This window comes from Mariniphaga anaerophila, assembly GCF_900129025.1.
Taxonomy (GTDB): domain Bacteria; phylum Bacteroidota; class Bacteroidia; order Bacteroidales; family Prolixibacteraceae; genus Mariniphaga; species Mariniphaga anaerophila.
Genome location: NZ_FQUM01000007.1, coordinates 118,201 through 135,088, shown reverse-complemented (window position 1 = coordinate 135,088; position 16,888 = coordinate 118,201). Strand labels below are relative to the sequence as shown.

Sequence of the window (16,888 nt, the reverse complement as noted above, 5' to 3'; positions counted from 1 at the left end):
GGCCTTCTATAAGTTCCGGGGTAGGCATGCAATTGTCTGTTACTTCAATTGCAGGATATTCTATGGCAGTTTCTGCAACTCCGGGTTCGAGGACGATTTCTACATCGGCTACCGGGGCAAAAACCGGGGCAATGGTGTCGTAAACGGTCACCACAGTCCACGCACGGGAAATGTTACCTTCGTTGTCTTCTACCGTCAGGCGGGTATGAATGGGTTCGCCTACCTGGCCGCAATTAAAAATATGAGGATAAGCAGAAAGTTCCAATTCCTCAAACGGGGTATAATTATCTGTGGTTCCGTCGGCCATCATTTCCAAATCTTCCGGAGCAAGCGTGTAACCTCCCGTTTCGTCCAGGTAAACGTCAATGGGGTTGGCAACTACCTCTGCGCCTTCGGTATCATTAACGGTCACGGCAAAACTACAGGTAGAAGTATTCCCTGATGCATCAGTCGCAGTTAACACAACCTCTGTTTCCCCAATAGGAAAGAATGAGCCTGATTCATAATTGGCTGCCCAATCGGTTCCGGGACAATTATCTGTTACTTCCACTCCTCCGCGGCTAAAAACAAAGTCAATCACAGCAGAACTCCCGGCTCCGGCAACATCATCTTCAGTCCAAACGAAAAAAGAAAACTCATCTCCCGCATTCAAAGCAATGGTTTCCGAATCTTCCTGCATTATGCCCCCTTCATCATAAGATAATTGCATATAGTTCCCGTTAACGCTATACCCAAAAGGATCAAACGAAGGTCCATCCTCATCGAGAGTCAAATAATTCCACGTAAACGACATGGAACCGTCAGCAGGGATGGTAATTTTGTACTCCGTAAAAATCTCACTGCCAGAATCACCGTCTGACCCCCAAAGAGTGATTTTCCCCGGGGCTTCGGACAAGTCAACATCCCCGTTGCCGCCATTGGTTTCCAATGTCCAGTTTTCGGGAGCAAATTCACCTGTAAAGTTTTGCGTTGCCGAGTACCAAACTACAGCGCCGCCCTCCCCGGGATCATTTTCAATAACAATGTTTGCGGGGCAGTCAATTACAGGAAATTCCACATCGTTCACCGTTACTGTAAAACTACAGGTGTCTTTATCGCCACCACCATAATCAAATTCGAACTCCTGGGTAGTTTCCCCCACGGGAAATTCATCGCCGCTGACAAATCCACTGTCATCTATCTGAGTAACAACAGCTCCATCAGCAGTTGGCGCATCGTATGTTACAACAGCGCCGCATTGTCCTTCATCGTTGTCAACTACAATGTCTTCATTACATAGCCCTGCTAATTTTTTTACTACATTTTCAAAAATGGCCTGCCGTTCTGCAGCAGGCGGAGTGTCAGACAAGTAGCCCAGCATAATGGTCTGCCCCGAGTTACCGAGCACCATAGCCGCCTCTCCATTTTCAAAAGTAGCCAACATTTCTCCTCCTCCCAAAGGTTCCAATCCTAAAGAGTAGATTCCCCAACCAGGATTCGCAAGCGAAAACGGGTTGGTAATCCCACTTGCAATATCAGTATCCGTAATAGACACTGTATTGCGATTACTATTCCCAGTAAGATGAGCCTCGAATAAGTTAGCTATCGGTTCATCACCTGAATTCCAGGTAGCAAAAACCATCTTCCCCCCGGAGCTGATATAGTTTTCCGCAGCAGCAACATCAAACCCATTGCCAAAAGCGCCGTTGTCCTGTGCAAATGCAACTGCAATACCAAAATCTCCCGATGCCAGCTGTGTGCTAAAATCATTCCAGCTAGAAGCGATGGTTACAGTGTACCCCAAGGCTGTAAGCCCGTCAACAACGCCATCATTCGCTAAAGCATAATCTACATAAACTAAGGCTTCGTCTGCAGCCATGGCCGACTTAGTGCCAATTGTTGCCGACTTGGTAAAAAGAGGCAAAGTTTTGCCTTTTAAACTGTCATAAAAACCTGGAGAACCGTCATTTATCCGGTTACTCTCCTGCCCGAAAGAAAAGGCAGAAAACAGTAGAAAAAAAGGTAACAACAAGTAAAATTTTCTCATAGTAGTTTTTGATTTTAAAAATTCTTAACGTGTTCTGTCTCGAAAAAGCCATTTAAGTTACGCAGTTTTCAGAAAACCACCAGAAAAAAGTTATCACTTTTTTTCAAAAAAAAGGGTGACCAAATTGACCACCCTCAATGCTTTATTCTAAAAGACACCAGCTTTTACTTACTTTCCAGTACCAGTTTTTTAACGGCTACTTTTCCATCTGGTTAAATTTCATATCACCGGGAAAAACATTACTAAAACTCTCGGTATCCCTTGATTTGTAGCATCACTAACCAAGCAATAAAATCATTCGTCACATAGTATCTTAAACTACTTCCGGCAATTGGCTTTACACAAAAAGAACGCACTTAAACTTTAACAACCTTTTCGGATTAAAAATTCAAACAAAACATTAACATAATATATGCTTTTCAACCCAATCACTACGGTTTGAAAATCAAAAACTTTTACCTACTTTTGCACCCGGTAATTTTAAGCCGTTTCTATTGAAAGCGATGTTGCGGTTTAAACATGGTATAATTTAAATTTTAACAAGATGTATTTAACACCGGAAAAGAAACAGGAATTCTTTGCCCAGTACGGAAAAGACGAAAAAGACACCGGCAGTGCCGAAGGCCAGATTGCAATGTTCTCCTTCAGAATTAATCACCTGACAGAACATTTAAAAATCAACAAAAAAGACATAAGCACACGCAGGTCATTGATTAAATTAGTTGGAAAGCGGCGCAGACTGCTCGACTACTTAAAAGAAAAAGATATTGCCCGATACCGCGCAATCATCGAAAAACTAAATCTGCGTAAATAAGAAAATAATAGAAAGGCAATGTTTTGGTTGCCTTTCTTTTTTGTACCTTGCAAAACCTCACCACCCATTGTATTTTTGAAAACATTTTGAATTTATTAGAAAAATTATGGTAAACACAACTACAAAAACAATCGAACTTGCCGACGGCAGGACGATTACCATAGAAACCGGGAAATTGGCCAAACAGGCCGACGGTTCGGTGGTGGTTCGCATGGGTGAAACCATGTTGCTGGCAACCGTTGTTTCGGCGCAGGAAGCAGGAGAAGACGTAGATTTTATGCCGCTTTCGGTTGACTACCGCGAGAAATTCTCAGCTGCCGGACGATTCCCCGGGGGCTTTTTAAAACGTGAAGGACGCCCGTCGGACGAAGAAATTCTGGTAGCCCGCTTGGTTGACAGGGCACTGCGTCCGCTTTTCCCCGAAGATTATCACGCAGAAACTGCAATGATGATTTCACTGATTTCTGCAAACAAAGAAGATCTACCCGATGCTTTGGCAGGACTTGCTGCATCTGCGGCAATTGCCGTTTCTGACATTCCGTTTGAAACACCCATTTCAGAAGTTCGCGTTGCAAGAGTAAACGGCGAATTCATAATCAACCCCACCCGCTCTCAGTTAGAAAAGGCTGATATCGACATTATGGTTGGCGCTTCCTTCGACAACATTATGATGGTAGAAGGGGAAATGAACGAAGTTTCTGAAGAAGAGATGCTGGAAGCCATCAAATTCGCTCACGAAGAAATTAAAAAGCACTGTAAAATACAGGAAGAACTTACTGCTGAACTTGGCATCGTAAAACGTGAATACTGCCACGAAAACAACGATGAAGAACTCCGCGAGAAAGTAAAAGCAGATTTGTACGGCAAATGTTACGATTTTGCAAAACAGCAAATTGCCAACAAACACGAACGTATGGCAGGATTCGATGCCATCCGCGACGAATACATTGAAACTTACAAAGAAGCCAATGCCGAAAACGCTGAAATAGACATTGAACTTCATGAAAAGCTCATAAAAAAATATTTCCACGACGTGGAAAAAGAAGCCATGCGCCGGATGATTCTGGATGACAAAATCAGGCTCGATGGCCGTAAAACAGACGAAATCAGGCCAATTTGGGGCGAAGTGGATTATTTGCCAGGAGCACACGGTTCGGCAATATTTACACGAGGCGAAACCCAGTCGCTGACATCAGTTACCCTGGGAACCAAAATGGATGAAAAAATCATCGACAATGTTACGGTTCAGGGAAAAGAAAAATTCCTGCTTCACTACAATTTCCCGCCATTTTGCGTAGGCGAACCGCGCACTCCGCGTGGAGTCAGCCGTCGTGAAATCGGGCACGGGAACCTGGCTCACCGGGCTTTGAAAAGAATGATTCCGGATGACTTCCCGTACATTGTCCGCGTAGTTTCCGACATTCTTGAATCAAACGGTTCTTCGTCTATGGCAACAGTTTGCGCCGGAACCATGGGAATGATGGACGCAGCAATCAAAATGAAAAATCCGGTTTCCGGTATCGCCATGGGGCTGATTACCGATAAAGATTCCGACAAATATGCCATCCTTTCCGACATCCTGGGAGACGAAGATCACCTGGGAGACATGGACTTTAAAGTAACCGGTACTGTTAACGGCATCACCGCCACACAAATGGATATCAAAGTAGACGGACTTCCTTACGAAGTACTTTCTCAGGCTTTAACTCAGGCCAAAGAAGGCAGGATGCACATTTTAGGTAAAATTCTGGAAGTAATTCCGGAACCGCGTGCCGACTATAAACCGAATGTACCTCGAATTGAAACCATCGAAATTCCGAAAGATACGATTGGTGCTGTGATTGGACCCGGAGGAAAAATCATTCAGGCAATTCAGGAAGAAACCGAAACCGTTATCGTTATCGAAGAAGTTGACGACATGGGTAAGGTCCAGATTTCAGGTGCCGGCATAGATGCAATCGAAGCTGCTAAAAAAAGAATTAAAGCCATTATTGCTGTTCCCGAAGTAGGAGAAATCTACAAAGGGAAAGTAAAATCAGTGGTTTCTTTTGGCGCTTTTGTTGAAATCATACCAGGGAAAGACGGCCTGCTTCACGTTTCCGAAATGGCTTGGGAAAGGGTTGAATCTCCTGAAGATGTAGTAAAAGAAGGCGACGAAATTGAAGTAAAACTTATTGGTGTTGACGAAAAAACCGGCAAGTTGAAACTTTCGCGGAGAGCGTTGCTTCCAAAACCGGAAGGCTACGTAGAACGTCCTCCACGCACAGATCGTCCTCAAAGGAGAGACGGTGGAGGCCGCAGAGACGACCGCCGCGGAGGAGACCGCAGAGATTTCCGTCGTGATAATGACCGTCGCGATCAGCAAAGACCGCCACGCCGCGACAACTAATGCATAAAAATATTTTCGAAGGAAGCCGTTCATACATTGGGCGGCTTTTCTTTTTATTTGCTAATTTTGATCCACAAAAAAAGCATGGAAAACTGGGCACAACAATTGACTTCCCAACTCGATGAAAAATTGCAGGGAGCAAAACAACGCGACCTCAGGTTTTTCAGGATAGATGAATTCAAACGGAACATTTCCAGGGTCGACGACTTCTCTAAAAGTTGTTCTGTTTGCCAAAAAGAGAAGCTGAACATTGCTGAAATCAGCCTGAAAATTGACGAAGCGGTTGAGGTTCCCGGCAAATCGCGCAAAGAGTACGACCGGATAATTGGCCGCTTGTCGTCACACATGCAAAAAACACACGGGTTCTTCCCTCCGTTTTACTTCTCATATTTATTTTCATTCTTCGGAATGGTTGCCGGGCTTTTGCTGGGCTATTTTCTCATGAAACTGTTCCCTGCCCAGGATTGGATTATGCTGGCTGCAGGATTTGTTGCGGGGCTTTTTACCGGCTATGTGTGGGGAAACAGAAAGGATTCAAAAATCAGAAAGCTGAATAAGCTGATGTAGAAGCTACCGTTGTGCCATGAAGTTTTTAGTTATCGAAGGAAATATTGGGTCGGGAAAAACAACTTTAGCCAAAATGCTGGCCGAAGAAATGAATGCCAAACTTATTCTGGAGCAGTTTGCTGACAACCCGTTTCTGCCCAAATTCTATAAAGACCAGGAGCGCTACTCTTTTCCGCTTGAGCTTTCGTTTCTGGCCGACAGATACAACCAGATAAAAAAGGAAGTTCTCAACCTGGACCTTTTTCATCCGCTTTTAATTGCCGACTACTACTTTGCAAAGACGGCTATTTTTGCTCAAAACACGCTAAAAACAGATGAATACCATCTTTTCAGGCAAATTTTCAACATGGTTTCAGAATCGGTTCCCAAGCCCGACTTGTATGTGTTTCTTCATGCCGACACCGAAAAACTGCTCGAAAACATAAAAAAAAGAGGACGCGATTATGAGCAGGATATTTCCCCTGACTACCTGGAAAAAATCAAAGCAGGATATTTCTCTTTTATCAAATCAACACACTCATTTCCAGTGCTTATAATCGACATCAACCAAATCGATTTTGTGGAAAACCCGGAGCACTTTTTACTGCTGAAAAATAAGATTTTCAAAAGTAATTATAGATCGGGTACAAATAGACTGATTTTGCCCTAATTTTGCAGCCATTCACTTTCGGATAAAAAAAAGCTTGCTATTTTTGTGAGATAGGGAATAAGTTTTAATATAAATAATTCGGTATGTTATGAAAAATTTCAGATTAAAATCGTTGTTTTTATTTGCATTAACCGCTGTGCTTCTGTCGGGCTGCGCAGGGTTGAAAAAGATGAAGAAAAATGCAGATCAAATTCAGTTTAAAGTTACCCCCGAGGTATTGGAAGCCCACGCAGGAGAAGTTGACCTGACAGTTGACGGGCGTTTTCCGGTAAAATACTTTAACAAAAAAGCTACGTTAACGGCCACGCCAGTATTGAAATACGAAGGCGGTCAAACGAAGTTTAGCCCGGTTACTCTTCAGGGAGAAAAAGTACAGGGCAACAACAGGGTAATCAGCTACAATGCCGGAGGAACTTTTAGCTATAAAGATGCAGCCGATTTTGATGATCCTATGAGGAAATCAGAATTGTTTGTTAACATCACCGCTTCAAAAGGAGCCAAAAGCCTCGATTTTGATCCGATTAAAATAGCCGATGGAGTTATTGCTACCAGCACAATGGTTGCCAACTTTCCAAAACCGATTTTAGGAGTACGCCGCGAAGCAAACAACACCGGCAAATACGATCCTAACATCGACCCGTTCCAGAGAATTGTTCCGGACGAAATGCTGGCTGACATTCATTACCTCATCAACCGTGCAAACATTCGCAAGGAAGAACTCAGCGCCGAAGACGTACTTGAATACCTGAAATATACTCAGAAGGCCAACGAAGAAGACCGCATTGACCTGAAAGAGATTGAAGTTTCTGCTTACGCTTCACCTGACGGAACAATTGATTTCAACACCGAACTGGCAGGAAAAAGGAAAGACTCTTCTTCTGATTACCTCGCTAAAAAATTGAAAGAACTGGGCGTTGATTTCAACATGAAAACAAAATACACTCCCGAAGACTGGGACGGTTTCAAAGAAAAACTGGAAGGCTCAAACATTCAGGACAAAGAACTGATTTTGCGTGTTCTTTCCATGTACAGAGACCCTGAAGTTCGCGAACGTGAAATCAGAAATCTTTCGGAAACGTTCACAGAACTGGCAGACAAAATTCTTCCGGAACTGCGTCGCGCTAAAATGATGACCAGCGTTGAACTGATTGGAAAAACTGACGAAGAACTGATGGCACTTGCCAAATCAGACCCTGCTTCTCTGAATCCGGCAGAACTGCTTTACGCTGCTACTTTGTTCGAAGACCTTGACGAACAGCTTTCTGTTTACAAATCGTTCATTAAAGTATATCCGAACGACTGGCGTGGCCCCAACAATGCAGGTTACGTACTGGTAAAACAAATGAAATACAACGACGCAAAACCGTTGTTCGAAAAAGCTGAACAGTTGAAAAACGACGAACCGGTTATCAAAAATAACCTGGGCGCAATTGCTTTGTTTGAAAACAAAGTTGACGAAGCAGAAAAATTGTTTGGAGCTGCCGCCGGTGCAGGAAAAGAAGTAAACTACAACTTAGGAATTGTAAGCATTAAAAAAGCAAATTACGACCAGGCTGTAAGGTACTTCAGCGACTTCCAGGATGTAAACACCGGACTGGCAAAAATTTTGGCCGGAGACAACAACGGTGCACTTCGTGATTTGGAAGCCTGCGAACGTCCAAACTGCTTCATGAAAGAATACCTAAAAGCAGTAGTTGGCGCACGCACAGCCCGCGAAAACCTGCTTTTCGAAAGCCTCAGCGCTGCCGTTGAGTACAAACCTGAAATGAAAGCAAAAGCAAAAACTGACCTGGAATTTGTTAAATACTTTAACAACGCACGTTTTCAGGAAATCGTGAAATAAAAAATTTCAGATAAAAAAATACATGAAAAGGGCAGCCAAATAATGGTTGCCCTTTGTTTTTATGACATATTGCTTTTCATTTTCAACCAGAAAACAGTATTTTTTGCGAATCATTATTTTAAGATGAAACTGACAGGTAAAGATTACACCAAACGAAGAATTTACACAGGTCCAGATTCAAAGCAATAGCGCTGAAAGTATAAAATTTTAATCGTATAAAAATTCAATTTATTAGTTATGGAAACAATCAATAAATACATCGAAGAAAACAAAGACCGGTTTTTGGAAGACCTTTTCGGGCTGTTACGAATCCCGTCAATCAGTTCGTTAGCCGAGCACAAACCGGACATGCACAAAGCGGCAGAATACTGGAAAGAAACATTGTTAAAAGCCGGCGCCGACAAAGCCGAAATTTTCGAAACAAAGGGAAATCCGGTTACCTACGGCGAAAAGATAATAGACCCGTCGTTGCCTACTGTATTGGTCTATTCGCACATGGATGTAATGCCGGTGGATCCCATCGAAAAATGGAACACCAATCCGTTTGAACCTGAAGTTCGCGACGGCAAAATCTGGGCACGTGGAGCCGACGACGACAAAGGGCAGGGAATGATGCACGCCAAAGCATTTGAGCTGATGGTAAAAACCAACACACTCCCCTGCAACGTAAAATTCATGATTGAAGGTGAAGAAGAGATTGGTTCTCCCAACCTGGGCAAATGGTGCGAAGAAAACGTTGACATGCTGAAAGCAGACGTAATTCTTGTTTCAGACACTTCGATGATTGCCGCTGATATTCCTTCTATTACAACCGGGCTGCGCGGCCTCGCATACTGGCAGGTAGAAGTTACAGGCCCCAGCCGCGACTTGCACTCAGGCATTTTTGGAGGCACTGTTGCCAACCCAATTAACGTGCTGTGCTCCATGATAGACAAAATGGTGGACGGAAAAGGCAAAATAACCATCCCCGGATTTTACGACGATGTAATGGAAGTTTCGGCTGAAGAGCGTGAGTTGCTCGGAAGAGCTCCTTTTAATGAAGCAGAATACAAAAAAGCCATAGAAGTAGAAGAGCTGACAGGCGAAAAAGGTTTTACGCCCAACGAACGTACCGGAATCCGGCCGTCATTCGATGTTTGCGGAATATGGGGCGGTTATACGGGAGAAGGAGCCAAAACTGTACTTCCGTCAAAAGCATTTGCGAAAATTTCAACACGCCTGGTTCCCAATCAGGATCACATTAAAATTGCCGAGCTGTTCAAAAACCATTTCGAAAGCATTGCTCCAAAAAGTGTAAAAGTTGAAGTTTCTTCCTTACACGGCGGGCAGGGGTATGTTTGCCCCATCGACATTCCGGCGTATCAGGCTGCAGAAAAAGCCTACAACGATGTTTACGGCAAACGCCCGGTTCCATTTCGTTCCGGAGGCAGCATCCCTATCATTTCAACATTTGAAGAAGTTCTGGGCGTAAAATCGGTACTGATGGGATTCGGACTGGAATCCGATGCTATCCACTCACCGAACGAAAATTATCCGCTGGAACAATTTTTTAGTGGAATTAAAACCATCCCCCTCTTTTACAAGTATTTTGCAGAGCTGAGCAAATAATTCATTGTAAATAATATTCATTCAGCAGGCTACTTTAGTTTCCCTGCTGAATGTTTTCAAATAACTTTCGCCATGTCAATAAACAGGATTTTTCTGGCAACTGTTCTCGTAACCCTGATAAATGCATGCACACCAAAAGACACACCGCCCAATTTTGTAGTTATTCTGGTTGACGACCTGGGCTGGGCCGATGTAAAATGCAATTTTCCGGAAAGCTTTTACGACACACCCAATATTGACAAACTGGCGACACACGGAGTCCGGTTTACCAATGCCTACTCAGCCAGTCCGGTTTGCAGTCCTACCCGCGCAGCAATAATGACGGGAAAACACCCGAACCGGGTTGAAATAACAGACTGGATTCCGGGGCAGGATCCCAAAAACAAAAAACTGCTTGGACCTCAGGATAGGACAGAACTGGCGTTGGAGGAAATCACTCTGGCTGAAAAAATGAAAGAGGCCGGTTACATAACTTTTTTTGCAGGAAAATGGCATTTGGGCGACGAAGGCTTTTTACCGGAAAACCAGGGTTTTGACATCAACATTGGCGGCCACCACAAAGGGAGTCCGCCCGGAGGGTACTATTCTCCATACAACAACCCTAAACTAACCGACGGCCCCGAAGGCGAGTACCTAACCGACCGGCTAACCGATGAAAGTATTCGGTTCCTGAAACAAAATAAAGAAAACCCTTTTCTGCTTTTCCTCTCTTTTTATACCGTACATACTCCCATTGAAGCATCAAAAAAATTCATTCAGAATTATCAAAAAAAGAGAGAAACCCTGGGACTGGATTCCATTCCCCACAAAAAAGAAGGCGAAGGATGGACGAAACTGCTGCAGGAAGACGCCGCTTATGCATCAATGGTAGCGGCCATGGACGAAAATGTGGGCCGGTTGCTAAATGCCCTTTCTGAACAGAATCTGGACGAAAACACCTGGGTGATTTTCACCAGCGATAACGGCGGTCTTTCTACTCTTTTCCGAAAAAATGCACCAACAGCCAACGGACCGCTTCGCGCAGGAAAAGGATGGTGTTATGAAGGCGGAATCAGGGTTCCACTAATTATCGACGGCCCCAAAATTTCATCGCGCGGCAGTGTTTCAGAGCAACCGGTAATAAGCATGGATTTTTTCACCACTATTCTATCCATTGCCGGCATTCAGCACCAACAAAACGACGGAGTAAATCTACTGCCTGTTTTAACCGGGGACAGCAATCCTGACCGGGATGCCATCTTCTGGCATTTCCCTCATTACCACGGAAGCGCATGGACACCCGGCTCTGCAATTAGAAAAGGCGACTGGAAACTGGTTCTCTTTTATGAAGACCAGCGCACAGAACTTTTTAACCTCGCTGAAGATCCGGGAGAGACCAATGACATTTCCAAAGCAAACCCGGAAAAAGCTAAAGAGCTGAAAACGATACTCGACAAGAAACTAAAAGAAAGCGGCGCAAAATTCCCTGTTGTGAACCGCTGAGGCTGCGCAAAAAAAATGCCTCAAAAGAGGCAAATGGTGCGTTGTTTTTAAGTCTCAAACTTATACAACAATCAAAAGAACTCCGCCTATCCGGTTTTGCAAAGGACTGCAAAAACCGCCTGCTATTGTTACATTGTAATATTCGCAGTTGTTTTATTCACTAGCGCAGCATCTTCCATTATCACATCGTAATAATAGCCCGAACCAAAATCTTTTTCAAGGGTAATTTTACCTTTAAACGTTACTTCGTCGTTTACCTCAGCAATGTCCTGCGAAGTAATAGTCAGGTCAAATTTTCCATCGCTGTTGGTACCGTCCTGAATGTGAATCCAGTTTTTGCCCATAATCTGTCGGTTCACCTTAACAACCACGCCCCTGATTTCAATTTCTTTGCCTGCGTATTCTTTCCTGTTGCCAAAAACTTCAGCAATAGTTAACTCGCTGTCTGCCTTTTCGAGATGGATGCTTCCTTTTTTACCGGGCTCTACTTTCCCCGAGTGTGAACTCCCCATCATTCCGCCCATGCCGGGCATTACTCCCATAGATTGATTACTGATGGGATCTTTACTGATTTGATTGACAAAATAAACCACGTCGAAAGTGCGGTCTAAATCTTTGCTGTGGAAGTTATTCATTTGCAAAGCCTCGTCGTAATAAAACACATCGCCCGGATTAATGTCCTGTTTTGTAACCGCAACCCAGCGTTCGCCCTGGTTTTCTTTTACTTTAAGGTAGGTGTAACTGTTTGCCTGAATTACTTCTGAAACTTCAAAAACTTTTTGGCTGCCAACAGTTGCCGTTTGTGTAGTCTGCCCGCTTTTATTTCGAACACACGATGCAAAAATCACAATCATTCCCAACGCTAAAAAAAACCTCATCTTATCCATTCTTTCTTGTTTTAAATAACCTGATATCAAAATTAATATTTTAGACGGAGCTCAGATCACTAGCTCCTCAGTCATCCAAATAAAACAAGCAAAAAGAGATAAAGTTTTTCAGAATACTGCCCGGTTCTTTTACTCCTGTTCAACGTCGGCCAGAATTTTTGTATCCCAGATAATCTTGTGCAGTTCTCCCAGCAACGAATCTTTTAGTGCCGTATATTCAGGCATCAGGTTTTCGTGGACAGGTTCAACCGGCGGTGCTTCCACTTTAAGCGGGTCAACCGGAGTTCCGTTTTTATGTACTCTGAAGTCGAGGTGCGGACCAGTCGCCAACCCCGTGGCACCTACAAATCCAATCACCTGCCCTTGTTGAACGCGTGCTCCCTGAACAACTCCTTTGGCAAAACCGGACAAGTGCATGTATGTAGTTGTATAAACCGAATTGTGTTTAATCTTTAAATAATTACCGCCTCCCCTTGCCTGATATGCACGGGAGATAACAGTTCCGTCGCCAATTGTACGCACCGGAGTACCTTTGGGCGCTGCATAATCAACCCCGTGGTGAGGCCTGCGAATACGCAAAACCGGATGCATACGGCTATGTGAAAACCGGGAACTGATTCGGGCAGAAAATTCCAGCGGCGATTTCAAAAATGCTTTGCGCAAACTCAAACCCTTATCATCGAAATAATCGAACCGGTCATCCTGAAAAAACCGGAAAGCGTAATTTTCAGAACCGTAATGGTCAAATTGTACTGCATAAATATTTCCAATTCCGATGGAAGTTGAATCCACAAAAAGCTCATCGTAAATAACCCTGAACCGGTCGCCTTTCTGGATGGCATAAAAATCGATAGACCAGGCAAAAATATCGGAAAGTTTCAATGCCAACATGGGATCCAGTCCATTGTCTTTCATGGTGTTCCACAACGAAGACTCAATTTCTCCGCAGCCGGTTCGCAGCCGAGTTTCAACTTCTTTCTCGCCCCGGGAAACCTGAAGGGAATCGAACAATTGAAATATAAAATAGTCAGTGGCTGAATTTTCGTACACAAAATAACGGGCTTCAGCAAGAGAATCTGCTGTTTGAAAAATGGAATACCTGTTCCCGCCGCGTATTTTACGCACGTCGAAAACATCTTTCGATTGCCGGGCAATCTGGTCGATTGTTCCCATTCCAACGCCATAATTGCTTAAAATGTGGCTCAGGTGCTGATTTGGCCGGACAGTCCCGTCTACAACGAGAAAGGAATCCACAGGCAACCCATATTTCAAAACGGGTGGAGGTAAAGTTGCTATTGTGTCTAACTCTGTTTGTTCTCTGTTCTTATTATCCTTTCCCTGCCGACAGGAAAAAGTAAGTGAAATAATAACTAAAAGCCCAATAACCGGCATTACCGAGCGAAAATATCCAACCATGAAGTCCCTTTTACATTTTTATTTTGTCAAATCCTTTTCCGTAAACACCCATTACGCTTCCCATGGTAATAAATGCCTCCGGGTCGATTTCTTTTATCTTTCTGAAAATCTGGCTGGTTTCCTTTTTACGGACTACCGAAACAATTATTTTGGTAGCCTCGCGGGTGTACCAGCCTTTCCCGTCAAGTATAGTAACGCCTCTTATGGCCTCATTATTGATATAATTGGCAATTTTTTCGTATTCTTTTGAAACGATGAACATTTGGGCAGAACGATTGGCGCCACTTAAAAACGAATCGAGCGAATAGGCAACCACCCACATCGTAACGTAACCGTAAACCAGTTTCTCCGGCGACTGAAACACAAAATACGACGATGCGATAATAATTACATCGCAATATAAAATAATTCTCCCCGGACTAATGTTTCGGTATTTATTAATAATCATGGCAAAAATATCGGTTCCTCCGGTACTTCCCCCACGTGAAAAAACAATACCCAAACCAACACCACCGGCCATGCCACCAAGAACTGAAGAAAGGAAAACGTCATCGACAATTGGCTCTTTCACAAGCCCCTGAAACACGGAAAAGAAAGCTGAAAGAACTAAAATACTGTATATGGTTTTTACGCCAAAATTTGCCCCGAGAAATTTTATGGCAATAATAACCAAAACCACGTTTACCGCCAGGTAAGAAACACCCAACGGAATTTTTGCAGCATAAAACAATACTGCGCCTATTCCACTCACTCCACCGCCAGTAATTTCGGCAGGAATAAGGAAAACCACCCACCCAAAATTAAAGAGCAATAGCCCGAAAGTGATAATAACATAATCCTTTATGGCATTCGCCAATTTCCGGTTCATATTCGTTAATTCTGTAAACATCGCAAAATAAATGATTTCGGTTGAATAGGGCGCAAAAAAACAAACCGAAAAATGAAAAAAAAGTGAGGTTTGTCAGGAAATTGAAAGCTTAATGGAGATTTAAAACAATGAAGCCTCTCCACTGGCGATACTCAGCATAAAAAAAGGCCGGACACTTTCGCACCCGGCCTTTTGCTCTGGTTTTATCTCAACTTAAATTCCCAGCTTTTCTTTCACCAGCCCCGGAATTTTACCGGGTTCGTTGGCTACCGGAACGCCGGCTTCATTAAATGCTTTAATTTTTTCTTCTGCGGTACCCGAGCCACTTGATATAATAGCTCCGGCATGTCCCATCCGTTTTCCGGGAGGTGCAGACTGGCCGGCAATAAATGCAACCACCGGCTTGGTCATTTTTTCTTTAATAAAAGCAGCAGCCTGCTCTTCGGCATCGCCGCCAATTTCTCCGATTAACACAACAGCGTCGGTTTCCGGGTCATTTTCGTACATTTCCAGCAAATCGATAAAGTACAATCCCGAAACCGGGTCGCCACCAATTCCCACGCAGGTAGATTGTCCTAGCCCGCCTTCGGTAAGCATGTTCACCACCTCGTAAGTCAGGGTTCCTGAACGTGAAATCAGCCCTACATTTCCTTTCTTGAAAATCATCGCCGGCAAAATACCAATCAGGCATTCGTCGGGAGTAATCAGTCCGGGGCAGTTGGCACCAACCAGTTTTGTACCGTTTTGTTTCAATACCGGCGTAACTTTCAACATGTCCTGAACAGGCACACCTTCTGTAATACAAACCACCAGGTCAACTCCTGCGTAGCTGGCTTCCAGAATAGCATCTCCGGCAAAAGGAGCCGGCACAAAAATTACAGAAGCATTTGCTCCGGTAGCTTTAACCGCTTCCTCAACCGTATTAAAAACCGGAACACCACCAACATCGCTGCCGCCTTTTCCGGGCGAAATTCCACCAACGATGTTCGTTCCGTAATCTTTCATTTTAGAAGTGTGGAATGCCCCGTCGCGCCCGGTAATTCCCTGCACTAAAACTTTTGTGTCTTTGTTTATCAGAATACTCATTGTTCTCTCCTTTTTACTTGTTACTTAACTCAATGGCTTTTTGTGCGGCTTCGCTCATGGTAGAGACGGTTGGCAACCCGTATTCCCGGATTATCTCCAGGCCTTCTTTTGCATTGGTTCCCGATAAACGAATAACCACCGGAATATCGGTATTGATTTCCTGCAATGCAGTTACCAGCCCGCGGGCTACGTCGTCGCAACGGGTAATTCCGCCAAAAATGTTAATCATCACTGCTTTCACATTGCTGTCGCTAAGCAGGATGCTCATTGCTTCCACCACTTTTTGCGGATTGGAAGAACCACCAATATCAAGGAAATTGGCCGGTTCGCCTCCGTACAGCTTAATCATATCCATGGTAGCCATTGCCAGTCCGGCACCGTTTACCATGCAACCGATATTGCCATCGAGTTTAATGTAGGAAAGTCCTTTTTCGTTGGCTTCAATTTCTTTCTTTTCGTCTTCAGTTGATTCGCGCATTTTAAGAATTTCGGGCTGCCTAAACAGGGCATTGTCATCGAAATTCATTTTTCCGTCGATAGCCAACACCCGTTTATCGGGAGTGAGCACCAGCGGATTGATTTCAGCAAGAGAAGAATCTGTTTCCACGTAAAGCCGGTAAAGTTTAACCAGAATAGCTGCGGCCTGTCTCATCTCTTTCGGGTCGCGGAACAATTGAAGAGCTATTTTTCGTGCCTGCCAGTCCATCAATCCCATGGTAGGATCGATACTCATTTTAATGATTTTCTCCGGCGAAACACGCGCTACTTCTTCAATTTCGACGCCACCCTCAGCACTTGCCATCAGGGTTACCGACTTGGAGTTACGGTCGTTGATTAAACCAACATAAAACTCCTTTTCAATATCAACAGCATCAGCCACCAGAACCTTTTCTACGGTAAGTCCTTTTATGTCCATACCCAGAATCTGACCAGCTTTTTCAACTGCTTCAGCCTTCGATTTTGCCAGTTTAACACCACCGGCTTTTCCACGTCCACCAACATGAACCTGTGCTTTTACAACACGTAGTTTTTCATCGTTGGGAACATTTTTCTCAACTTCTTCCACCGAATGGCAAACAACGCCATCCGGAACAGGAATCCCGTACTTCCTGAATAAATTTCGGGCTTGGTATTCGTGAATTTTCATTTCAATTATTTAGATGTACTGAAGTGATAAATAACGGACAAAAATACCAATTATTTAACAATCGGGACGAATCAAACCGGGTCTTTTTTTCATGACATATAACATT

At 43.9% G+C, this 16,888-nt stretch carries 13 protein-coding genes; 7 read left to right on the top strand and 6 right to left on the bottom strand.

All coding sequences use genetic code 11. From position 1 onward, the window contains the following. The coding region (locus tag BUB08_RS15065; RefSeq protein WP_139249733.1) for an HYR domain-containing protein at positions 1–2,026 on the bottom strand (2,026 nt) is incomplete at its 3' end. Between the two features lie 544 nt (positions 2,027–2,570). Between BUB08_RS15065 and rpsO the strand changes: the two genes are divergently transcribed. The 7 genes from rpsO to BUB08_RS15030 all read left to right on the top strand — a co-directional run bounded on the left by rpsO (position 2,571) and on the right by BUB08_RS15030 (position 11,378). Then, the gene (gene rpsO / locus BUB08_RS15060; protein WP_073002727.1) at positions 2,571–2,840 is read left to right on the top strand and encodes a 30S ribosomal protein S15; all 270 of its coding nucleotides are present in this window, start codon (positions 2,571–2,573) and stop codon (positions 2,838–2,840) included. Positions 2,841–2,946: 106 nt separating this feature from the next. Beyond that, positions 2,947–5,229 carry a polyribonucleotide nucleotidyltransferase gene (locus tag BUB08_RS15055; protein ID WP_073002726.1) on the top strand — a complete coding sequence of 761 codons (2,283 nt, stop codon included), beginning with the start codon at positions 2,947–2,949 and terminating at the stop codon, positions 5,227–5,229. Between the two features lie 84 nt (positions 5,230–5,313). Next, entirely contained in the window at positions 5,314–5,796 is a 483-nt protein-coding gene (locus BUB08_RS15050; protein ID WP_139249732.1) for an AtpZ/AtpI family protein, read from the top strand. A 16-nt stretch (positions 5,797–5,812) separates the two neighbouring features. Further along, positions 5,813–6,445, top strand: coding sequence for a deoxynucleoside kinase (locus BUB08_RS15045; RefSeq protein WP_073002724.1), 633 nt, complete (start codon positions 5,813–5,815; stop codon positions 6,443–6,445). A gap of 88 nt (positions 6,446–6,533) precedes the next feature. Further along, positions 6,534–8,288 carry a tetratricopeptide repeat protein gene (locus BUB08_RS15040; protein WP_073002723.1) on the top strand — a complete coding sequence of 585 codons (1,755 nt, stop codon included), beginning with the start codon at positions 6,534–6,536 and terminating at the stop codon, positions 8,286–8,288. Positions 8,289–8,525: 237 nt separating this feature from the next. Continuing rightward, a complete protein-coding gene (locus BUB08_RS15035) occupies positions 8,526–9,896 on the top strand; it encodes a dipeptidase (protein ID WP_073002722.1) in 1,371 nt (456 codons plus the stop codon). A 72-nt stretch (positions 9,897–9,968) separates the two neighbouring features. Further along, positions 9,969–11,378 carry a sulfatase gene (locus BUB08_RS15030; protein ID WP_073002721.1) on the top strand — a complete coding sequence of 470 codons (1,410 nt, stop codon included), beginning with the start codon at positions 9,969–9,971 and terminating at the stop codon, positions 11,376–11,378. A 128-nt stretch (positions 11,379–11,506) separates the two neighbouring features. On the opposite strand, the gene BUB08_RS15025 is transcribed toward BUB08_RS15030, so the two are convergent. The 5 genes from BUB08_RS15025 to sucC form a co-directional block, all read right to left on the bottom strand. Then, on the bottom strand, positions 11,507–12,265 hold the full coding sequence (locus BUB08_RS15025) for a hypothetical protein (RefSeq protein ID WP_073002720.1): 759 nt from the start codon (positions 12,263–12,265) through the stop codon (positions 11,507–11,509). Between the two features lie 129 nt (positions 12,266–12,394). Further along, complete coding sequence (locus BUB08_RS15020) at positions 12,395–13,681, bottom strand: M23 family metallopeptidase (RefSeq protein ID WP_073002719.1); 1,287 nt, start codon at positions 13,679–13,681, stop codon at positions 12,395–12,397. 10 nt (positions 13,682–13,691) lie between these two features. Further along, on the bottom strand, positions 13,692–14,549 hold the full coding sequence (locus BUB08_RS15015; RefSeq protein ID WP_073002826.1) for a YitT family protein: 858 nt from the start codon (positions 14,547–14,549) through the stop codon (positions 13,692–13,694). Between the two features lie 213 nt (positions 14,550–14,762). Beyond that, positions 14,763–15,635 carry a succinate--CoA ligase subunit alpha gene (gene sucD / locus BUB08_RS15010; RefSeq protein WP_073002718.1) on the bottom strand — a complete coding sequence of 291 codons (873 nt, stop codon included), beginning with the start codon at positions 15,633–15,635 and terminating at the stop codon, positions 14,763–14,765. Positions 15,636–15,648: 13 nt separating this feature from the next. Next, entirely contained in the window at positions 15,649–16,782 is a 1,134-nt protein-coding gene (gene sucC, locus BUB08_RS15005; RefSeq protein WP_073002717.1) for an ADP-forming succinate--CoA ligase subunit beta, read from the bottom strand. Between the last annotated feature and the right edge of the window lie 106 nt (positions 16,783–16,888).